Genomic DNA, 20,426 nt, shown 5'->3' with positions numbered 1-20,426 from the left:
TCAGGCCTGACAGTTTAACTTTGCGCCTACATACGAAAAACCGATAAGGAAGATTATGGAAATATTTGCATAGAGGGGACCTTTACGCGGCATGCACCGGGATACGCCGGTGCGTCGCGGCTTACGGCCGATTTGCACTCATTTATTCGACATCGGCGCATGGCGGCGCCGACAATGGGCGCATATCCAGCCGGGATGTAAGCCATGTTGACCATCGCACCTGTGCCCGATGCCGTCACACGGCGCCGGGATGAGATCGCCGTCCTGCTCCGCGACGCCCTGACGTTGCTGGACAACGACAGCCATGCCGCGGCGAGTTGCCTGCAGAAGGCGGCGGAGTTGTTGCGGGACAAGGCGGCGGAGGCGCCGCCCGCCGCGGGCGGCCTGGCCCCGTGGCAAGTGCGCCGGGTCCACGCTTATATCCAGGAGCATCTGACAACCCCCATCCGCATCCGGGACGTCGCCCTGCCGGTGCGCCTCAGCACCAGCTATTTCTCGCGCGCGTTTCGCATCACCTTCGGCGTGCCCTTCACCCAATATGTCATCCATCAACGCATGGAACAGGCCAAGCGGCTGATGACCTCCACGACGGAGCCGCTGTCCCACATCGCGCTGAGTTGCGGCTTGGCCGATCAGGCGCATCTCACCCGGCTGTTCCGCCAGACCATGGGCGTGACACCGGCGGCCTGGCGACGCCGGGTGCAGGACTTTCCCGACGTGGTGGCCGACGCCCAGGCCGTGAGCGAGCCGCAGGCGGCCTGACCTATGCCGCCCGTGACGGACGGGGTTTGCGGATGCGGCTTGTTGAAAAATAATCCGGCAAATTCTGGCATCCCCGGTGCTATAGAGGCCCCTGGTTGACCCGAGCCCCAGGAAGTAGCCGGCCCCATGGATTCCGTCGAACAACGTCTTATCGACCTGGAAACGCGCATCACCCATCATGAGCGCATGGCCGAGGAACTGTCGCAGGTGGTGGCCGACCAGGGCCGGACCATCGACATGCTGACCGCCCGGATGCGCCGCTTGGTCGCCCGCCTGCAAGAGGCGGAGGCGGGCTGGCGCCCCTCCCCCCAGGATGAGAAGCCGCCGCCACATTATTGATGGCGATGCGGCTGACCCTGCCGGCCGCGCAATTTTCCCAGATTTCCATGGCGCGACGGTAGCGGCGGTCCTACATCCTGGGCAGTCCTCATCGCCCACGGGAGACCGTCCATGACCGCCTGGCCTGATCGCCGCATCCTGGATTTGTTTGGCATCGACCATCCCATCCTGCAGGCCCCCATGGCCAATGCCAGCACGCCCGCCATGGCGGTGGCGGTCAGCGAGGCGGGGGGATTGGGCTCCCTGCCCGGCGCGCAATACACGCTGGACGGCCTGAAAGCCGCAGTGGCAGAGGTACGGCAAGGCACGGGCCGGCCCTTCAATCTGAACTTCTTCTGCCACACGCCCCCCGTTCCGGATCCGGCCCGCCTCCTGTCTTGGCGCGCCCGTCTGGCGCCTTATTACGTGGAACTGGGGCTGGACCCGGCCGACACGCCCCCGACCGGCGGCCGCACCCCGTTCGATGCCGATTTCTGCGCCCTGGTGGAAGAGGTGAAGCCCGCCGTGGTGAGCTTCCATTTCGGTCTGCCGGGCAAGGTTCTGCTGGACCGGGTGAAGGCCACGGGGGCCAAGGTCATCGCGTCCGCCACCACGGTGGCCGAGGCGCGCTGGCTGGAGCACCACGGCGTCGATGCCGTCATCGCCATGGGGCTGGAGGCGGGCGGGCACCGCGGCAACTTCCTGTCGGACGACATGGCGACGCAAGTCGGCACCTTCGCCCTGGTGCCGCAGGTCGCGGACGCCGTGTCGGTGCCGGTTATCGCCGCGGGTGGCATCGCCGACGGGCGCGGCATCGTCGCGGCCCTGGCCCTGAGCGCGTCGGCCGTGCAGATCGGCACCGCCTACCTGTTCTGTCCGGAGATCAAGATACCCGAAGTCCATCGCCAGGCCCTGGACAGCGTCACCGACGATGGCACGGCCGTGACCAACCTGTTCACCGGCCGCCCCGCGCGCGGCATCGTGAATCGCCTGATGCGGGAGGTGGGGCCCCTGTCTGACGCCCCCACCGCCTTTCCTACCGCCGGCGGCGCCCTGGCCCCCCTGCGCGCCAAGGCCGAGGCGGCGGGCTCTGGCGACTTCACCAACCAATGGGCCGGACAGGCCGCCCGTCTGGGCCGCGCCCTGCCCGCCGGCGACCTGACACGGACGCTGGCGACGGACGCGCTGAAACGTCTGGGTGGGGAACCGCTGGCCAGCTGATGGATCAGCGACAGGTGAGGACGTGATCCTTGGTCAGTTTGCAGGGATGCAACTGGGTTCCCAGATAGCGCTGGTCCCGGGTCGTGCCCGTGTTCATCTCCGGCAGGCGCAGGTATCTATCCTCCTTACCGGGATTCAAGTACGTCTCCATATTGTTGAAGCGCCATTTCTCCGCCTCCTCCCGCAAGAACCGGTCCTGCTCCAAGGGGTCTGGCAACACGAAGTCGGGGGCCTGGATGATAAAGTCGGGCAGTGTCGCTTCGGGTTCCGCTGGTACGGGCGGGGCCGGGGCCGCCTTGGGCTTGGCCGGTATCAGGGCCGTGGGCGATGGTGGGGGCGGAGAGATGGTCTGGGCCAAAGCTGGCCCTGGGCCCAGCAAAAGGATGCCGAGCAGACAAGTCCATCGCGCGCACTGCATGCCCTGCCCCGTCCGCTGCCACGCCTTTCGCTCAGTGAACCATGACGGCAGCGCCCGCACAACTTCGGGTACGCCAAGGGCATAGAAAAACGCGAATGAAAAAACGCGCGCCGGACGGGTGCCAGCGCGCGTCGGGAAGTTGGAGCACATAAGGGTCTTGAGGCTACGGGAAGAACCGGGACGCCGCCTCACCCGCGCCCCGGCCTGAGCCGGCTCAGTACTTGAACGCGAAGCCGGCTTCGTAGATGCGGCCGGTGCAGTTGTAATAGTTCAACCGGTTGACCGAGCCGACATACTGGCTGTTGCACTCGTTCGTCAGGTTGATGGCGTTGAAGCTGAAGGTCAGGCGCTCGTTGACGGCGTAGGAAGAGGCGAAATCCACGTTCATGGTGGAGTTGGTGCCCTCCACATCGTTGCCGTTGCGGCCCGGCACCTGGGTCAGGTAGCCGCTGCGATAGGCGGCGGAGATGCGGGCGCTGAACACCTTGTCGTCATAGTACAGGGTGCCGTTGTAGGCGTTCTTCGACAGGCCGACCAGGTCGGCCAGCGTGGTGGTGGTGGAGGTCGCCGACAGCAGATAATTGATGCGGCTGTCCACGTAGGTGTAGTTCAGCAGGATGCCAAAGTTGCTCCAGAAGTCCGGCAGGAAGCTGAACGGCTGCTGGAAATTCACTTCCAGGCCCTTGAGGTCGCCGCCCTTGGTGTTCACCGGCGTGCTGAAGGTGAACACCTCGTTGCCGGTCAGGCCGGTGCCGTTCAGCAGGCTGAGCGGCAGGCCGGACGCGTTGTAGACCTTGTTCTCGCTTAGCGTCTGCACGTAGCTGTTGATGTCCTTGTAGAACAGGCCCAGCGAGATCAAGGCGCCCGGCTGGTAGTAATACTCGAAGGACAGGTCGGCGGTATTGGCGCGGATGGGCTTAAGGTAGGGATTGCCCGAGGTGACCGTGCGGTTGGTGCCGGCCACGTTGACGCTGCCGCCCGGGTTCAGGCCGCTGAGATCATTGCGCACCATGACCTTGGCCAAAGCCGCGCGGATCAGGAAATCATCCGTGACCTCGCCCACCAGGTTCATGGATGGCAACACATCATGATAGTCGGTCCCGACCGTCACCCAGGTCGGGCTACTGCCGACCGCCTGGTAACCGGACGAACTCTGATCGGTGGTGACGAAGCGGACACCGACATCGCCGCGGATGGGCAGGCCCAGCCGGTCGGTCTTGAAGTTGGCCTGGACGTAGCCGCCGTAGTCCTTCTCCTCCACCGCGTAATTGCTGCCCAGCGAGCCGGTGCCCGTCTGGCTGACGGAGAAGGTGCCGGTCTTGCTGTAGATGTTCAGCGCGTTGGCGAAGGCGTCGATGTCGGCCACCAGCCAATTGCTGGGAGTGCCCGCCGGGGCGAAGCCGCCCACGCCGCCGCCGATCTTGGTCAGGCTGGCCAGGGTGACGCCGGCCGGCAGGTTGGGAACGGCGATTTCCGAAGCACGCGTCTTGTTGTAGGTGGTGAAGGTGAAGTCCTTGAACTGGAAGCCCGCCTTCAGCGTCAGCTCGTTGCTGACGTCATATTCGAAGTCCAGGTCGCCGTTGCCGTAGGTGTTCTGGGTGCCGTTGGGCCGCAGGCGGATGTTGGACAGGCCGTTCACCAGCTTCCAGTTCGCCGGGTCGGTGACGTCGAAACCATAGGACAGCACCGGCAGCTGGCTGTTGGCGCGATAATCGAAGGAGTAGCCGTTGCTGCCCGTGCGATCCAGGGTGATGGTGGTCTGCACCGGATTGTTGAAGGCGGAGATCGAGTAGCCGCCCAGCGCGTTCATGCGGAAGCTGGGGGAGAAGCTGTGCTTGATGTTCAGCGTCTCTTGCCCGAACTGGGTGCTGAGCACGTCATAGCGCGCCTCGGACCGGATGCCGACATTGTTGAAGGTGCCCGCGATCAGGTTACCATTGGCGTCCAAGGTGCCCGAGGTGATCTGCATGACCGGCTTGCCGGTGACGATGCTGCCCACGGTGGTGCGCGCCTGGCTGAAGCTGATGGCCTCCAGGTCGTTTTCCGAGCGCGTGCCCCACAGGTCGGAGAACACGCCGTCCAGGCTGATCTCCGTGTCCTCGTCCGGCTTCCACTGCAGCGAGGTCACCAGGCCGGCGCGGCTCTGGTTGTATTCATAAACGCTGTAGCGCGGGATGCGCGGCATGAAAACGTTGGGGGCGTTGAAACCGGCCAACGCGCCCGACGCGGCGACGCCACCATTGTAGCTGCCCGAAGCGTTGGAGGCGTTGGACGCCCAGCGCGTGGTTTCGGAGCTGAGCTGCTGCGTGTCGCGCTTGGAATAGGACAGCCCGACCAGGAAGCCCAGCTTGCCATCGTTGAAGGTGTCGCTGACCAGCACGGCGCCGTTGGGCTGCTTGCTCTTGTTCTGGTCGTTGTAGGTGGCCTTGCCATTGATGGCCAGCTTGAAGCCACCGAAGTCCAGGGGATGGGGCGTGGACAAGTCCACACCGGCGCCCAGCGACCCTTCCTCCTGGTCGGCCGACTGCGTCTTGTGGACGGTCAGGTTGCTGAACAGGTCGGACCCGAAGACGTTAAAGTCGAAGGCGCGGGAGCGGTTGTTGCCGCCCTGGGCGTCGGAACTGCCGGTGGTGGCGATCGCGTCCATGCCGTTGATGCGCACGCGGGTGAAGGCCGGGCCCAGGCCGCGCACGGAGATCTGCCGCCCCTCGCCCGCGTCGCGGGTGATGGCGATGCCGGGAATGCGCTGCAGGGATTCGGCCAGGTTCTTGTCGGGGAATTTGGCGATATCTTCCGCCACGATGCTGTCGACCACACCGGAACTCTCGCGCTTGGCCTGCAACGCGATGTTCAGGCTGCGACGGAAGCCGGAGACGACGATTTCATCCAGCGCGTCACCAGCCCCCGGCGGCACCGCGGTCTGGGGCGGCGAAGCCTGGCCCGCCTGCTCCGCCGGTGCGGCCGCCTGGTCCGCCGCCGACGCGGCCGGCGCGTCCGAAGCCTGGTCGGCGGCGTACGCCGAACCGGCGCCCCCCGCGGTCAAGGCCAGCAGCAGCGCCACCCCGGAAACGTGGGTGGACAATGTGCGACGCCGCGCCCGGCTCGTGGTCTTGAGCATTTGACGTAATCCTCCGTTCAACCTTGTTGTTTTGCTTTGCCGGCCAGTGCGTCCCGGGAAGGACTTGGCCGGATGGCCCCGGCGAAGTGTTCCCAGAAAAACCAGACGTTGTCGCCTGGTCATGCCCACCGTCCGGCCTCCCCAGCCGTCCGATCCTTTTTGGGACCGGTGTCAATTTTAATCCGCCAACGAGGCCGGCACAGAGAACCGGCCGGCGGGGCGGAGCCTGGAAGCCGTGTCAGCGCCGCGCCAATGGCGGCGACGCGTCCAGACCTTCCGATGATGTGTTCAGGAAAATATGTGAGGCGTGGCGGCCATTCTTGGCGCCCGAGCCCCTGCCCATCCGTGTCGGCATCCCGCACCCTCCCGTTTATCGGCGTCTTGGTGGCCTTTCTGGCCATCGCCGTTGCCCATAAAATGACACCGGTTACCGACCGATGCAAGCACCAAGAGTTGTTTGCAGCGCCGTCCGGTCCACCCGCTCGCCATCCGTCGCGGAAATGCCGTTTCCCCCTGCGGATTTTAGGGCCGTCCGGCGGCCTTTCAGGTCCCTTGCTGGGTGAAGGGAACCTGGGCGAAAAGGCGCCGCTCGGCCCCCCGGGGATCCGCCTCGAGGCGCGACTCCAGGTCGAACACCAGGGTCTCCCGCCCCGCCAGCGTGTAGGGCGTCCAGCGGGGCGCGCCGCCGACATTGGGATCGCCAGTTCGGGCGAAAGCGATGAAGGCGTTGCTCATCTGATCCGCCATGCGCCGCGCTTCCGCGCTGTCGGTGGACAGCGCGTCCGGCACGGCGGTGTTGTCGAACACCAGGGGGATGTCCAACGTATGCGGCGCCCGCCACTTGCCGCCGTCCTTGGGGCTGCCCCAGTTCAGTTGGTAGGCGTAGGTGGGAGCGGCCGCCTGGCCCCCCGCTTCCTGGCCCAGCGCCTGGGCCTGGACGGCGCGCGCCTCGACCTCCACCACGGCGGCGCGCCAGGAGCGGCCGGCGGTCGTCGCCGCGAAGAAAACATCGCTGGGGCTGTAGGCCGGATACAGCCGCCGGTACTCCGCCACCACCAGATCCGGGTTGATGTCCACCCGCATGTGCTTGGCCAACAGGCCCGGCACCTGATCCCAGGTCAGGGTGAAGGTGGAAGGATCGCTTCCACCGATCAGCAGCCGCGTCTCGTCATGGGTGTTGCCGATGATCATGGGGACGGCAGCCGATTGCGCCGGCGCGTCGGGGTAGAAGGGATGGCGGGCCAGCACTTGGTCATCCAGCACGGGGCCCCAGTAAAGGCCGCCCATGCCCTGGCCCGCGACGCCGTGGATGGGGTCGGCGGCGTTCAGGGCCGACAACAGCCTGTCCACCGGCAGGGCCGCCGCCTCCGCCGCCCGTTCGGGCGTCAGGCCCAGCGCCGCCAGATAGGCCGTGGCGCGCGCCGTCGCATTCAACGGGCCGGAAGCCGTGACCTGCTGGCCGCTCATGGTGGCGGCGCGATGAAACAGGCCCTGGGCCGCCGGCGTGGCCATCAGCGTGGCGATCTTGGCCCCGCCGCCGGACTGGCCGAACAGCATCACCCGGCCGGGATCGCCGCCGAACGCGGCGATGTTGTCGCGCACCCACCGCAGCGCCAGCACCAGGTCCAGGATGCCGGCATTGCCGGACTGGGCGTAGGCCGGCCCGGCCAGGCGGCCCAGGTACAGGTGCCCCAGGGCGTTCAGGCGGTGGTTCAGCGTCACCACCACCACATCCCCCCGGTGAACCAGGCGGGTCCCGTCATAGAGGGGATCGCTACCGGAGCCATGGGAATACGCCCCGCCATGGATATAGACCATGACCGGCCGGTTGCCGCCCGCCTTGGCCTCCGCCGTCCAGACGTTCAGGAACAGGCAATCCTCCGACTGCCGCTCATCGAAATGCGTCTGGGGACAGGCGGCACCATAGGTCCGCGCATCCCGCACCTCCCGCCAGGGGGCGGGTGGCTGTGGCGGCTGGAAACGGTGCGGACCAGTATCGGCGCCGTAGCGGATACCTTTGAACACATGGATACCGTCCTGGCGCAGGCCGCGCACGGGACCAGCCACCGTGACCACCACCGGGTCGGACGCCGCCCAGGCGCGCGCCGGCAGGGTCAGGGTCGCCGCGGCCCCCAGCCCGAGTCCCAGCATCTGGCGCCGATCAACGGAAGGCAAGCCGGCACATGACAAGGAAACGTGACTTTCCGCTTGGCGGATGATTCGAACCGGGTCCATGCTTCCTCCCGCTACCCAATTATTATCGCCGATCAAAAGCAGGAGGGATGCCATGGCCCCTACCCGTCCCGATCCCGGGCGCACATATGACACCGGTTTCCAGCCTTTTGTGAAGAAGCTACGTGCGGCCTGCGTCGTCTTGGCGGCCTTGGCCGGCTGGATCACGGCCGGCGTTCCCTTGGGCCAAGCCCAGGCCGATGAACTGCCCGCCCCCTTTCCCATCTGGCCTGGCGGCGTGGGCCCGGGATCGGAGGGGGTGAGCATTCAGGAATCGGTGGTGGAACGCAGCGCCGATCCCACCCTGCATGACCGTTACACCCTTGGCATCACCCGGCCGCACCTGGTGGTGTACCGCCCCAGCCATCCCAACGGCACGGCACTGCTGGTCATGCCGGGCGGCGGCTATCGCTGGGTGGTGGTGGACAAGGAGGGCGATGAAATAGGCCGGCGCCTTAGCGCGGCCGGCGTCACCGTCTTCGTCCTGACATATCGGCTGCCCGGCGAAGGCCATGCCCAGGCCGCCGACGTGCCCTTGCAGGATGCGCAGCGCGCCCTGCGCCTGATCCGCGCCCGTGCGGCGGAATGGGGACTCGATCCTCATAGGATTGGCGCCATGGGCCTGTCGGCCGGCGGGCACGTGGCGGCCAGCCTGGGCACGCGCTACGACGCCCCGGTCTACGCGCCGGTGGACACCGCCGACCAGCAGAGTGCCCGCCCCGATTTCCTGGCCCTGATCTATCCGGTCGCCAGCATGGACCCGGCCATCGCCCACAAGGGGTCGCGCAACCAGTTGCTGGGCGCCACGCCCACCCCGGCGCAGGACGCGGCCTATTCCACCGAGCGGTCGGTCACATCCCAGACACCACCCACCTTCCTGCTGCATGCCGATGACGACCCATCCGTGCCGGTGGAGAACAGCCTGCGCTTCTATGCCGCCCTTCACGCTGCCAAGGTCCCGGCGGAACTGCATATCTTCCGGCAAGGCGGCCATGGCTTCGGCCTTCGCGGCGCCCGTGGGCTGCCCGTCGCGGCGTGGCCGGACCTTTACATCGCCTGGGTCCGTGGCCTAGGGATGATGCCGTAGAGGTCCTTTCGCCCCCCACTGTCACGGTGACATGCCGATGTCTTTATTGTCACCGGTGTCAATTGGTCGTTGATCCAGTCCCGGGCCGCTGGCAGGATGGATGACGCCAAGCCCGCATGACAGACGGGCCGCGGGAGGATTTTGGGGGATGGTTTCGTCCATCCCCAGCGGCGACCAGGATGGCCAAGAAGGATACATGCGAATGGGTGGGCCTGCGATGCGCGGACATGTCGTGGTGTTCGGGGAACTGTTGCTGCGTCTGGCCGCCCCCGGCCATGAGCTGTTGCTGCAAAGCCCCAGCCTGACAGCCCTGTTCGGCGGGGCGGAGGCCAATGTCGGCGTGGGCCTGGCGCACCTGGGCCACGCGGTCCGGGCCATCAGCACCCTGCCCGACAACGCCCTGGGCCACGCCTGCGCCGGGGAACTGCGCCGCCACGGCGTGGGCACGGACGGCATCCGGTACGCCGACGGCCGCATGGGGCTGTATTTCCTGGCCACAGGCGCCGTGACCCGCCCGTCAGAGGTCATCTATGACCGTGCCCGCTCCGCCTTCGCCGAGGCCGATCCGGCCACCTACGACTGGCAGGCCCTGCTGGCCGGCGCCGATTGGCTGCACCTTTGCGGCATCACCCCCGCCGTCAGTCCGCAGGCGGAAACCGCCGCCCGCGCCGCTTTGCAGGCCGCGCACGCCCTGGGGCTCAAGATCTCCTTCGACTGCAACTTCCGGCAGAAGCTGTGGACGGCGCGCGGCGGCAACGCCCCGGCCATCCTGCGCGGCTTCATCGAGCAGTGCGACCTGCTGTTCGCCAACGAGCGGGACGCCGCCCTGCTGCTGGACCTGGACGTGGACAAATTGGATGAGGGGGCGCGCTTCCCCGCCGCCGCCCAGGCCCTGTTCGACGCCTGCCCCCGCCTGCAGACCATCGCCACCACGGTGCGCAGCCACCACAGCGTGGACCAGCAGGACTTCTATGGCAAGCTGGCCACCCGCCACAGCCTGCATCAGAGCCGCACGCACGCGCTGGCCGGCATCGTCGACCGCATCGGCAGCGGCGATGCCTATGCTGCGGGATTGCTGCATGGCTTGATCCGGGGGTGGGAGCCTGACCGCGCGTTGTCCTTCGCCGTGGCCGCCGCCGCCCTGAAGCATTCCATTCCCGGCGACGCCCTGCCCCTGGCCGAGGCCGACATCCTGGCCGCCCAGGATGCCGGCGGGCTGGACGTGCGCCGCTGATCCCCGCCGTCGATATCCCTCCTTTGGCCTTCGGAGCCCCGCCTGATGACCGCGCCCGCCCCCCTGTCCGCCGGTACCCTGGCCACCCTGCCCGCGGCCGTGGCCCGTCCCGGCTATGAGCGATCGGTCTGCGGCATCGGCATCGTCCATTTCGGCCCTGGCGCTTTCCACCGCGCCCACCAGGCCGTGTACACCGACGACGCCCTGGCGCTGGAGGGCGGCGACTGGGCGATCAGTGCCGTGTCGCTGAAAAGCCCAGGCGTGCGCGACGCCCTTGTCCCTCAGGACGGGCTCTACACCCTGGTGACGCTGGATCGTACCATCGGTCACCGCGTCATCGGTTCCATCCGCGAGGTGCTGTGCGCACCGGAGGCGCAGGATCAGGTCCTGAACCGCCTGGCCGCCCCGGCCACCCGCGTCGTCACCATCACCGTCACGGAAAAGGGCTATTGCCTGACCGCGGCGGGAGAGTTGGACACCGCCCATCCGGACATCGTTCACGACCTGGCCCATCCGGAAACGCCGGTCAGCGTCATCGGCTATATCGTGGCCGGCCTGCGCCGCCGCCGCGCCGCCGGGCTGCCGCCCTATACTGTCATCAGTTGCGACAACATGACGGACAACGGCCAGCGGCTGGGCCGGGCCACGGCGCAATACGCGGCGGCCGTGGACGCCGACCTGGGCGCCTGGGTGCGGGAGCATGTGGCCTTCCCCAGCACCATGGTGGACAGCATCACCCCGGCCACCGATGACGCGTTGCGCCAGCGCGTGCTGGACGCCACCGGTTTGGCCGATGCCTGGCCCATCCAGCGCGAGGCCTTCACCCAGTGGGTGATCGAGGATCGCTTCTGCAACGGCCGGCCGGCCTGGGACAAGGCCGGCGCCATCCTGACCAATGACGTCGGCGCCTTCGGCCGGGCCAAGCTGCGCCTGCTGAACGGCCCGCACTCCGCGCTGGCCTATTTGGGCAGCCTGGCCGGCATGGAGACCGTGGCCGAGGCCATGAACACGCCCCAATTGGCGGGGTTCCTGGAACGGCTGATGCTCCAGGATGTGCTGCCCACGGTGACACCACCGGCGGGCTATGACCTGGCCCGGTATGCGGGCCAGATCCTGGACCGTTTCCGCAATCCCGCCATCCGCCACCTGCTGGCCCAGATCGCCTGGGACGGGTCGCAAAAGCTGCCCTATCGCCTGTTCGGGGTGATCGAGGACCGGCTGGCCCAGGGGCACGACATTTCCCGGCCCGCCCTGGTGGTCGCCGGCTGGATGCATTTCGTCCGCCGCCGGGCCGCCGAGGGCGCCGGCCTGACCGACCCACTGGCCTCCACCCTGCTGGACAGGGCGGACCAGTGCGATGGCGGCACCGGGGACGTGGACCGCTTCCTGGCGCTGGAGGCGGTGTTCGCCCCCACCCTGGCGGCCGCCCCCCGTTTCCGCGACGCGGTGAAAGAAGCCTACGCCCGCCTGCGCGATGGCCGGCGCGAGGCGGTACTGGCCGCCGTCGCCGCGATTTAAGCCCACGATAGAAGCCTGATCCCCGAGGGCGGAGCCCTCCTCACGGTAGAGTTGGCTTGTAAATGACACCGGTTTCCTTTAGACACGATGGTCAAGAAATGACGGGATCCAAGGGAGGGTCGACCATGGCGCGGCATGTCATGCCAGCCGCCAGGGCAGCCACCGTCCAGGACAGGAATCGCCACGGGATGTTTCGGCCATGACCACCGCCTTCGCGCCCCATACCGCTGCAGCCGCCTTCGTGGCGGCCCGGCGCGCCGCCCGGTTCCTGCCGGGCTATCCGGGCCCCGCCCCCATCGACCTGGCGCAGGGCTATGCCGCGCAGGAGGTAGCCATCGGCTTGTGGCCCGACCGCATCGCCGGATGGAAGATCGGCCGCATTCCCCTGGATTGGGAGGAGACGCTGGGCCAACCGCGCCTGGCCGGCCCGATCTTCGCCCGCAACGTCTGGCAAGCCGGGGACGCGGACGTGACGCCATTCCCCGTCTTTGTCGGCGGCTTCGCCGCGGTGGAGGCGGAATATGTCTTCCGCCTGGGTGCCGACGCCCCATCGGGCAAGACGACGTGGACGGAGGATGAGGCGGCGGAACTGGTGGCCACCCTGCACATCGGGATCGAGCCGGCGGGCAGCCCCCTGGCCACCATCAACGACCTGGGGCCACCCGTGGTGGTGTCAGATTTCGGCAACAACGCCGGCCTTATCCTGGGGCCCGAGATATCCAATTGGCGGGCGCGCGGCTGGGACAGCATGCGGTGCGAGACCGTCATCGACGGGGTGCGCGTCGGTACCGGCGGGGCGTCGTCCATTCCGGGCGGCCCCCTGTCGGCCCTGCGCTTCCTGGCCAGCCACCTGGCGGGGCGCGGCCGGCCGCTGAAGGCCGGCGACCTGATTTCCACCGGTGCCAGCACCGGCATTCACGATATCGTGGCGGGACAAGCCGCAACGGTGGATTTCGGCCGCGACGGCGTCCTGCGTTGTCGCGCCGTGGCGGCGACGCCACTGCCGGACGGCCCTCCCTGAGGGCGTCCCCTAAGGGCGGGCGCGCCACCAGGGTTCCGAGACAATAAAACGAACGGGAGGGATGGATTGATCAAGCGCCGACAACTGCTGGGGGGCTTGGCCGCCGGCATGGGCATGGCGCTCGGGGGCCGTGCGGCCCGGGCCGGCGCCCCGCCGCCCGGCACCTTCACCGCCTCCGACGTGCACGTGCAGGATTACCCCACCGTCCAGGCCATCCAGTGGATCGGGGAGCGACTGGCCAAGGAGACGGACGGGCGCCTGTCCATGCGGGTCTATCATTCCGGCCAGATCGGTCGGGAGAATGACACCATAGACCTGACGCGCTATGGCGCGCTGGACTTCACCCGCGTGAACTTCGCGGCGCTGACCAACATCTTCCCCGTCTCCGGCGTGCTGACGCTGCCCTATGTGTTCGACGACGTCGCCCATATGCGCCGGGCCCTGGACGGCGCCGTGGGGCGCGACCTGCTGGCGGCCCTGAGCCGGCGGGGCCTGGTGGCGGCCTGCTTCTACGACAGCGGCGCGCGCTGCATCTACAACGGCCGCCGGCCGGTGCATGAGCCGCGCGACCTGCACGGCATGAAAATCCGCGTCCCGCTCTCGGATATCTTCATGTCCATGGCGCAGGCCATGGGCGCCAACCCGACGCCGCTGTCCTTCGGCGAGGTGTTCACCGCCCTGCAAACCCACCTGATCGATGGGGCCGAGAACAACTGGCCCAGCCTGGATTCCACCCGCCAGTTCGAGGTGGCGCACTACTGGGCGGAAACCCACCATTCCATGTCGCCGGAACTGCTGTTCATCTCCGAGCGCAGCCTGCAGGCCCTGACGAAGGCCGACCGCGACCTGGTGCTGGATCTGGCCACCCGCTCCGTCACCATGATGCGGGCGCTGTGGGACAAGGATGAGGCCGCCGCCCGCGCCCACTGCATCGCCAATGGCGTCCAGGTGACGGAGGTGGACAAGGACGCTTTCCGTCGCGCCACGGAACCTGTGCTCAAGACCTATTTGGCCGACCCCGACCGCAATCAGTTCTACCGCCGCATCCGGCAGGAGGCCTGACCCATGCACGCGACCCAAACCGTACCGGCCCCCACGGGCCTGGCCGGCACCCTTCTCACCGGCCTGTCCCATGCCGCCACCGTGCTGGCCGCCATCGGCATGGTGGGGATGAGCCTGGCCGAGGGCTGGCAGGTCTTCGCCCGCTATGTCCTGAACGACAGCCCCGGCTGGACCGAGCCCCTGACCCTGCTGTTCATGACCACCACCGCCCTGATGGGGGCCGCCGTGGCGGTGCGGCGGGAAATGCACTTCCGCTTCATCGCCCTGGCCCAGGTGGCGCCGCCCCGGGTGCAGGCCCTCCTGAACGCCTTCGCCCGCCTGGTCGTGCTGGCCATCGGGGCGGCGCTGGCCATCTGGGGATGGGACCTGATGGCCGATAACTGGTCCATCGCCATGCCCGGCACCGCGTTGCCGGAGGGCCTGAACTACCTGCCCCTGTCGCTGGGTGGGGCGCTGATCGCCCTGTTCGCGGCGGAACGGCTGGTGGTGCCGTTGCCCACCCCCGATCACATGGTTGTGGAGGATTGAGCCCATGGATATCGCCATCCTCTTCGGCGCCTTCGCCGTCCTGTTGCTGCTGGGCGTGCCCGTGGGCTTTTCCCTCGCCGCGGCGTCCGTGGCCGCCATCGTCGCCATGGGCCTGCCGCCCATGGTGCTGGTGCAGCAGATGACCTCCGGCATCAGTTCCACCGCCATGATCGCCATCCCGCTGTTCATCTTCGCGGGTGAGCTGATGATGCGCGGTGGCATCTCCGAACGGCTCATCGGCCTGGCCTCCGCCCTGGTGGGGCATCTGCGCGGCGGGTTGGGCCAGGTGAACGTGCTGGCTTCCGCCTTCTTCGGCGGCGTCTCCGGCTCCGCCATCGCCGACGCCTCGGCCATCGGCGGCACCATGATCCCGCAGATGGTGGCGCGGGGCTTCGACCGCGACTACGCCGTCAACGTCACCATCACCTCCGCCCTGGTGGCGCTGATGGTGCCGCCATCGCACAACATGATCCTCTACTCCGCGGCAGGGGGCGGCGGCATTTCCATCGCCGACCTGTTCGCCGCCGGCATCCTGCCCGCCGTGGTGATGGCCGCCGCCCTGATGGTCACGGCCTATCTCATCGCCCGCAAGCGCGGCTATGCCGTGGAACCCTTCCCCGGCCTGGCGGCGGTGGTGCGACGCTTCATTTCCGCCAGTCCCGGCCTGCTGCTGGTGGTGCTGGTGTTCGGCGGCGTGCGCGCCGGCATCTTCACGGCGGTGGAGAGTGCCGCCATCGCCGTGGTCTACGCCGTCATCGTCACGGTCGCGGTCTACCGCCGCCTGGACTGGAAGGACTTCAAGGAGTGCTGCGCCGGATCCGCCCACACCACCGGCATCATCCTGTTCATGATCGGGGCGGCCAGCGCCTTCGGCTGGCTCATGTCCTACCTGCAGGTGCCGGCGGCGGCGGTGGCGGCGCTGAAGGCCATGGCAGGGACCAAGGTCATGGTGCTGCTGATCATGAACCTCATCCTGCTGGCGCTCAGCACCTTCATGGACATGGGCCCCAAGATCATCATCTGCACCCCCATCTTCCTGCCGGTGGCCAAGGCCTTCGGCATCGATCCGGTGCAATTCGGCGTCATCATGATGCTGAACGGCGGCATCGGGCTGATCACTCCGCCCATCGGTTCCGTCCTGTTCGTGGGCAGCGCCATCGGCAAGGTGCCGGTGGGCCAGCTCATGCGCTCCATCTGGCCGTTTTACTTGGCGGCGGGCGTGGTCCTGATGCTTGTGTCCTACATACCTTTCCTGTCGCTATGGCTGCCCAATGCTATGAAATAACGTCACTAACGTTATGAAATAACAGAACATTTGAATCCGACTGCGACAAAACGCCCAGCTTGCCATATTCTGTTTTGGGGCGCATATCGCCCGCCGGACCCACAGAACGACTTTGTCTCCCATCGCAAATCCGTAACGGAACTTTGCCAGAGAAGCATCGTTGTCGCATCCAAGCTCCGGCGGGCGAGTTATTTAAATGAAAACGCTTCTCACCATCACCCCTATCCTGGCTTTCTCCTGTGGCGTGGCGTTCTGCGGGCCCGCCAGTGCCGCCGACGCCGACCTGCCGGAGGCGGAAAGCTGGAGCCTGCATGGCCAGTTCACCCTGGTGGAGCAGTACCATCCCAGCTTCACTTCCCCCTACCGGGGCGCCAACAGCCTGGATCCCGGCGCTCGGGGCAATGAGACGATGGACGCCACGCTGTACGCCGGCGTGCGCCTGTGGCCGGGCATGGAGTTCTACGCCAATCCGGAGATCGACCAGGGCTTCGGCCTCAGCAACACGCTGGGCGTGGCGGGCTTCCCCAGCGCCGAAGCCTACAAGGTGGGTGAGAGCGAGCCCTACATCCGCCTGGACCGGGCCTTTTTCCGCCAGACCTTCAACCTGGGCGGTGAGGTCCAGCCGCTGGAGGCCGCCGCCAACCAGCTGGGCGGCAGCCGCACCGCCGACACCATCGTCATCACCGCTGGCAAATTCTCCGTCACCGACATCTTCGATGCCAACACCTACGCCCACGATCCGCGCAAGGACTTCCTGAACTGGACCGTGGTGGACAGCGGCGCCTTCGACTATGCCGCCGACGCCTGGGGATACAGCTATGGCGCGGCGGCGGAATGGACGCAGTCCTGGTGGACCCTGCGCGCCGGCCTGTTCGACCTGTCGCGCAAGCCCAACGACAAGGCCCTGGTGCGCGGCTTCGGCCAGTATGAGCTGGTGGTGGAGGCGGAGGAGCGGCACCAGCTGATGGGCCGCGACGGCAAGGTGAAGGTGCTGGTCTTCCAGAACCACGCCAACATGGGCAGCTATGGCGACGCCCTGCGGGTGGCCGCCTTGACCGGCGGCACGCCGGACACGGGCGACGTTCGCCGCTATGCCACCCGCGCCGGCTTCGCGCTGAACGCGGAACAGCAGATGGGCGACGATTGGGGCCTGTTCCTGCGCGCCAGCGCCAATGACGGTTCCAAGGAGGCCTATGAGTTCACCGACGTGAACAAGTCGGTGTCCATCGGCGCCTCGGTCACGGGCGCCTCCTGGGGCCGCGACAAGGACGCCGCCGGCCTGGCCGGTGTCGTGAACATGCTGAACGCCGACGCCCGCGACTACTTGGCCGCCGGCGGCCTGGGCATTCTGGTGGGCGACGGCCGCCTCAGCTACAGCAGCGAGCGCATCCTGGAAGCCTATTACAGCGCCGCCCTGTGGACCGGCATCAACCTGACGCTGGACTACCAGTTCGTGGCCAACCCCGCCTACAACCGCGACCGGGGCCCCGCCAACGTGCTGGGCGTCCGGTTCCATGCCGAGATTTAAGGGTTAAGTCACCCCCGCCGGCGTCAGCGCTTGGTCAACACCATGGCCCAGCCGGGGCTGGCCTCGGGGAAGGAGACCTGGGTTCCCGGCGGCGCCTTCTCAAAAGCCTCCACCGCTTGATGATAGGCGGTGAACGTGCCGCCGCGCGGGGGGTACAGCCAGTCCGCCTGCATTCCCACGACGAAAACGCCCAGCAGGGCGCAGGCGGGAACGCGGAACTTGCCCGGCGCCTTGCCCGCCAGAATCAGGCACGCGACGAAAAAGATCAGGATGGGGATGACGAAGTAGCGACCGCCATAGCCCGGTATGTCAAATAGGACCCATTGATCGCCGAACGCCCCGCTGGCCGGGCTGATCAACCCGCAAGCCAGCAAGATAAGGCCGGCCAGGAAGAATTTCCGAAAGCTCGATGGTCCCTTGACCAGCGCCAGGGCGATGATGGACAAGCCCGCCAACGCGATACACCAAGCCATAAGAGGGTGATGCCAGAACGCGTCCTGCTGCAGGAGATTGACGTTGGTGGTGCCCAGCAGGCTGCTCAAGAACAGCTGGTCCGTCAATATGCGGGCCAGCCGCGTCGCACTGGGGCCAAGCACCATGCTCTGCCGTTCCCCTGCACCGATGGTGAGCAGGCACAAAGCCTGGATCAGCGCTGCCGCGCCGACAATCGCGGCCTGAATGAGGGCGTGGCGCCGTTGATCGGGGCCGGAACTCCGCCACTGCCACAGCGCGACAGGTGCCAGGAACAGGCAGAACGGCCCGCTCAGCCCATTGACCAACAGCACGCCATACTGAAGCACCCGCCGGCCTCGCCCCTTAGGTGCCGGCAGCACCAGCATCAGGAAGGACAGCAGCATCAGGTGCCACTGGGCGTTGGTCAGATTCAAATGGATTTCGAAAGAGTTCGGGACGCCCAAATAAAAGATAGCAATAGCCAAGCGAGCCCAGACCGATGGGACCAACGGCGCCCCGCGCCACAGCAGGTACAGGGCCGGCGCCAATTGAGCCATGAACCCACCCGCCATCATCCAGCCCGGCAGCCATCCCAGCGGCAGGTCCCGGGCGACCAGCGCCATGGCATAGGGGAAAACGTTCAGGTATCCGGCGCTGGGCATGAGGAGGACCCTCAAGCCCTTGGCATAGGCGTTCTGGAACCAGATGACGCCGTCTTCCGCCCACAAGGTGGGATGCAACACCCAATCGGCGTCACGGCTGATCAGCAAGGCGGAGAAGACAACAACGGCCAGGATTTTGCCGAGCATGGGGCTGGTCAAATGGCCGGCCACGCCAGGTCGGAGGCTCTGCGGAAGACGCGCATCAGTCACAGTGGGGCTCATCTCACGGTATCGCCATCGCGATCTGCAATCGGCGATGTGTACCGCATCCAGCGCCGGCGGCGGTATCCTTTTGACAAGCCCCCCAGGTTATCAGGGCCGCTATTACCGGCCCAGCCAGCCGCCATCGACGGCCAAGACGGTGCCGTGGACATAATCCGCGGCGGATGACGCCAGGAATACCGCGGCACCGCCCAGATCCTCCGGGCGGCCCCAGCGTCCGGCGGGAATGCGGGCCAGGATATCGCGATTGCGCGTCTCGTCGTTGCGTAGCGCCTCGGTGTTGTTGGTGGCGAAATAGCCGGGCGCGATGGCGTTGACGTTGATGCCCTTGGCCGCCCACTCGTTGGCCAACAGCTTGGTCAACCCGGCGATGCCGCTCTTGCTGGCGGTGTAGGAGGCGACGCGGATACCGCCCTGGAAGGACAGCATGGAGGCGATGTTGATGATCTTGCCCCCCCCTTGGCCGCCCGCCCCCTGCTCCACCATTTGACGCGCCACGGCCTGGGCCAGGAAGAAGGGCGTCTTCAGGTTGACGTTCATCACCAGGTCCCAATCGTCCTCGGAAAATTCCAGGGCGTCGGCCCGGCGGATGGTGCCGGCGTTGTTGACCAGGATGTCAACGCGGCCGAAGGCGGCGACGGCTTGGTCCACCACCGACTGCACCACACCGACGCTGTCGAGATCGGCATGCACGAAGTGGAAGCGGGCGCCCACCTCCGTCACCGCCTCCTCGGTTTCCGTGGGCGTGCTGCGCCCCGCGGCCACGATATCGGCACCGGCGCGCGCCAGGGCAACGGCCAGGCCCTGCCCCAGGCCGGTGTTGGCGCCGGTGACCAACGCCACGCGGCCCGTCAGGTCGAACGGGTTGTAAGCCATGGGATCGCCCTTCCTCAGCGCAACTGGCAGATGTCCAGGACCTTCATGTCGGTGTAGTCGAGGTTCTCCCCGCCCATGGCCCAGATGAAGGAATAGTTGGCGGTGCCGGAGCCCATGTGGATGGACCAGGGCGGCGACACCACGGCCTCGTTATTGGCGACCACGATGTGACGGGCCAGCTCCGGCTCACCCATGAAATGAAAGACGCGCTGGTCGTCCTTGATGTCGAAGTAGAAATAGACCTCGGACCGGCGGTCGTGCAGATGGGGCGGCATGGTGTTCCACACGCTGCCCGGCTTCAGCATGGTCAGGCCCAGCAGCAGCTGCGCCGACTGGCAGGTCTGGGGCACGATGTACTGATAGATCGTACGCTCGTTGCTGGTCTCCAGCGCCCCGCGCTCCAGCGGCACGGCCTGGTCGATGGAGATCTTCACCGTCTTGAAACGGGCATGGGCCGGGGTGCTGGCCAGGTAGAACTTGGCCGGATGGGCGGCATCGGCCGAGGCGAACACCACCGTCTCCGTCCCCATGGGGACATACAGGCCGTCGCGTGACGCCAGCTCATAGACCGCGCCGTCCACCGTGACCGTGCCGGGGCCGCCGACATTGACGATGCCCAGTTCCCGCCGCTCCAGGAAGGGCTTGCCGGCGGCCGAGGCCGGCTCCGTCTGCAGGGGCAGATCGAGGGGCGCCTCCACCGGGGCGGCACCACCGATGATGAAGCGTTCGTTGTGGGAATAGTTCAGGCTGACCTCACCGGCCACGAACAGGTCGGTGATGAGGTAGCGGTCGCGCAGCTGCTGGTTACGGGCGCCATCCATCATATCGGGATGGGTCGCCTGATAGACCTTCTTGAACATGGCCATTCTCCCCGTTTGTTT

General features: G+C 67.0%; 17 protein-coding genes. 11 read left to right on the top strand and 6 right to left on the bottom strand.

The genetic code is table 11. The features are described from left to right. Positions 1-204: 204 nt before the first annotated feature. The 3 genes from FBZ90_RS06560 (at position 205) to FBZ90_RS06550 (ending at position 2,301) form a co-directional block, all read left to right on the top strand. Entirely contained in the window at positions 205-762 is a 558-nt protein-coding gene (locus FBZ90_RS06560) for a helix-turn-helix transcriptional regulator (protein ID WP_145730211.1), read from the top strand. A 126-nt stretch (positions 763-888) separates the two neighbouring features. Then, positions 889-1,101: a SlyX family protein gene (locus FBZ90_RS06555; protein ID WP_145730210.1), complete on the top strand. Its 213-nt coding sequence runs from the start codon at positions 889-891 to the stop codon at positions 1,099-1,101. Positions 1,102-1,212: 111 nt separating this feature from the next. After that, a complete protein-coding gene (locus FBZ90_RS06550; RefSeq protein ID WP_145730209.1) occupies positions 1,213-2,301 on the top strand; it encodes an NAD(P)H-dependent flavin oxidoreductase in 1,089 nt (362 codons plus the stop codon). 4 nt (positions 2,302-2,305) lie between these two features. Here FBZ90_RS06550 and FBZ90_RS06545 read toward each other — a convergent pair whose 3' ends face one another. From FBZ90_RS06545 to FBZ90_RS06535, 3 genes are all read right to left on the bottom strand, one after another. Continuing rightward, complete coding sequence (locus FBZ90_RS06545; protein ID WP_145730208.1) at positions 2,306-2,659, bottom strand: hypothetical protein; 354 nt, start codon at positions 2,657-2,659, stop codon at positions 2,306-2,308. 274 nt (positions 2,660-2,933) lie between these two features. Further along, the gene (locus FBZ90_RS06540) at positions 2,934-5,837 is read right to left on the bottom strand and encodes a TonB-dependent receptor (protein WP_145730207.1); all 2,904 of its coding nucleotides are present in this window, start codon (positions 5,835-5,837) and stop codon (positions 2,934-2,936) included. 543 nt (positions 5,838-6,380) lie between these two features. Then, a complete protein-coding gene (locus FBZ90_RS06535; RefSeq protein ID WP_246130185.1) occupies positions 6,381-7,988 on the bottom strand; it encodes a carboxylesterase/lipase family protein in 1,608 nt (535 codons plus the stop codon). A gap of 136 nt (positions 7,989-8,124) precedes the next feature. Here FBZ90_RS06535 and FBZ90_RS06530 point away from each other — a divergent pair, with 136 nt between their 5' ends. The 8 genes from FBZ90_RS06530 to FBZ90_RS06495 all read left to right on the top strand — a co-directional run bounded on the left by FBZ90_RS06530 (position 8,125) and on the right by FBZ90_RS06495 (position 17,332). Next, complete coding sequence (locus tag FBZ90_RS06530; protein ID WP_145730205.1) at positions 8,125-9,156, top strand: alpha/beta hydrolase; 1,032 nt, start codon at positions 8,125-8,127, stop codon at positions 9,154-9,156. Positions 9,157-9,373: 217 nt separating this feature from the next. Then, a complete protein-coding gene (locus FBZ90_RS06525) occupies positions 9,374-10,390 on the top strand; it encodes a sugar kinase (protein ID WP_145730204.1) in 1,017 nt (338 codons plus the stop codon). 45 nt (positions 10,391-10,435) lie between these two features. After that, entirely contained in the window at positions 10,436-11,908 is a 1,473-nt protein-coding gene (locus FBZ90_RS06520) for a mannitol dehydrogenase family protein (RefSeq protein ID WP_145730203.1), read from the top strand. A gap of 199 nt (positions 11,909-12,107) precedes the next feature. Next, positions 12,108-12,929, top strand: a complete 822-nt coding sequence (locus FBZ90_RS06515) for a 2-keto-4-pentenoate hydratase (RefSeq protein WP_145730202.1) — start codon at positions 12,108-12,110, stop codon at positions 12,927-12,929. A gap of 66 nt (positions 12,930-12,995) precedes the next feature. Beyond that, complete coding sequence (locus FBZ90_RS06510) at positions 12,996-13,991, top strand: TRAP transporter substrate-binding protein (protein ID WP_186455639.1); 996 nt, start codon at positions 12,996-12,998, stop codon at positions 13,989-13,991. Positions 13,992-13,994: 3 nt separating this feature from the next. After that, positions 13,995-14,519 (top strand): TRAP transporter small permease, encoded by a 525-nt coding sequence (locus tag FBZ90_RS06505; RefSeq protein WP_246130184.1) that lies wholly within the window; start codon positions 13,995-13,997, stop codon positions 14,517-14,519. 4 nt (positions 14,520-14,523) lie between these two features. Then, on the top strand, positions 14,524-15,804 hold the full coding sequence (locus FBZ90_RS06500; protein WP_145730201.1) for a TRAP transporter large permease: 1,281 nt from the start codon (positions 14,524-14,526) through the stop codon (positions 15,802-15,804). Between the two features lie 196 nt (positions 15,805-16,000). After that, a complete protein-coding gene (locus FBZ90_RS06495) occupies positions 16,001-17,332 on the top strand; it encodes a carbohydrate porin (RefSeq protein WP_145730200.1) in 1,332 nt (443 codons plus the stop codon). Positions 17,333-17,355: 23 nt separating this feature from the next. On the opposite strand, the gene FBZ90_RS06490 is transcribed toward FBZ90_RS06495, so the two are convergent. The 3 genes from FBZ90_RS06490 to kduI all read right to left on the bottom strand — a co-directional run bounded on the left by FBZ90_RS06490 (position 17,356) and on the right by kduI (position 20,405). After that, a complete protein-coding gene (locus FBZ90_RS06490) occupies positions 17,356-18,594 on the bottom strand; it encodes a hypothetical protein (protein WP_145730199.1) in 1,239 nt (412 codons plus the stop codon). A 177-nt stretch (positions 18,595-18,771) separates the two neighbouring features. Then, positions 18,772-19,545, bottom strand: coding sequence for a 2-dehydro-3-deoxy-D-gluconate 5-dehydrogenase KduD (gene kduD / locus FBZ90_RS06485; RefSeq protein ID WP_145730198.1), 774 nt, complete (start codon positions 19,543-19,545; stop codon positions 18,772-18,774). A gap of 14 nt (positions 19,546-19,559) precedes the next feature. Continuing rightward, on the bottom strand, positions 19,560-20,405 hold the full coding sequence (gene kduI, locus FBZ90_RS06480) for a 5-dehydro-4-deoxy-D-glucuronate isomerase (protein WP_145730197.1): 846 nt from the start codon (positions 20,403-20,405) through the stop codon (positions 19,560-19,562). Between the last annotated feature and the right edge of the window lie 21 nt (positions 20,406-20,426).

It is taken from the genome of Nitrospirillum pindoramense (assembly GCF_007827955.1).
GTDB lineage: Bacteria > Pseudomonadota > Alphaproteobacteria > Azospirillales > Azospirillaceae > Nitrospirillum > Nitrospirillum amazonense_B.
This window is presented reverse-complemented; position numbering and strand designations above follow the sequence as displayed.

Coding starts and splice junctions, on each gene's coding strand:
- FBZ90_RS06490 (WP_145730199.1), bottom strand. CDS start 18,594: ATGCTCGGCAAAATCCTGGCCGTTGTTGTCTTCTCCGCCTTGCTGATC.
- FBZ90_RS06560 (WP_145730211.1), top strand. CDS start 205: ATGTTGACCATCGCACCTGTGCCCGATGCCGTCACACGGCGCCGGGAT.
- FBZ90_RS06525 (WP_145730204.1), top strand. CDS start 9,374: ATGCGCGGACATGTCGTGGTGTTCGGGGAACTGTTGCTGCGTCTGGCC.
- FBZ90_RS06555 (WP_145730210.1), top strand. CDS start 889: ATGGATTCCGTCGAACAACGTCTTATCGACCTGGAAACGCGCATCACC.
- FBZ90_RS06500 (WP_145730201.1), top strand. CDS start 14,524: ATGGATATCGCCATCCTCTTCGGCGCCTTCGCCGTCCTGTTGCTGCTG.
- FBZ90_RS06505 (WP_246130184.1), top strand. CDS start 13,995: ATGCACGCGACCCAAACCGTACCGGCCCCCACGGGCCTGGCCGGCACC.
- FBZ90_RS06550 (WP_145730209.1), top strand. CDS start 1,213: ATGACCGCCTGGCCTGATCGCCGCATCCTGGATTTGTTTGGCATCGAC.
- kduI (WP_145730197.1), bottom strand. CDS start 20,405: ATGTTCAAGAAGGTCTATCAGGCGACCCATCCCGATATGATGGATGGC.
- FBZ90_RS06495 (WP_145730200.1), top strand. CDS start 16,001: ATGAAAACGCTTCTCACCATCACCCCTATCCTGGCTTTCTCCTGTGGC.
- kduD (WP_145730198.1), bottom strand. CDS start 19,545: ATGGCTTACAACCCGTTCGACCTGACGGGCCGCGTGGCGTTGGTCACC.
- FBZ90_RS06535 (WP_246130185.1), bottom strand. CDS start 7,988: ATGCTGGGACTCGGGCTGGGGGCCGCGGCGACCCTGACCCTGCCGGCG.
- FBZ90_RS06520 (WP_145730203.1), top strand. CDS start 10,436: ATGACCGCGCCCGCCCCCCTGTCCGCCGGTACCCTGGCCACCCTGCCC.
- FBZ90_RS06540 (WP_145730207.1), bottom strand. CDS start 5,837: ATGCTCAAGACCACGAGCCGGGCGCGGCGTCGCACATTGTCCACCCAC.
- FBZ90_RS06530 (WP_145730205.1), top strand. CDS start 8,125: ATGGCCCCTACCCGTCCCGATCCCGGGCGCACATATGACACCGGTTTC.
- FBZ90_RS06515 (WP_145730202.1), top strand. CDS start 12,108: ATGACCACCGCCTTCGCGCCCCATACCGCTGCAGCCGCCTTCGTGGCG.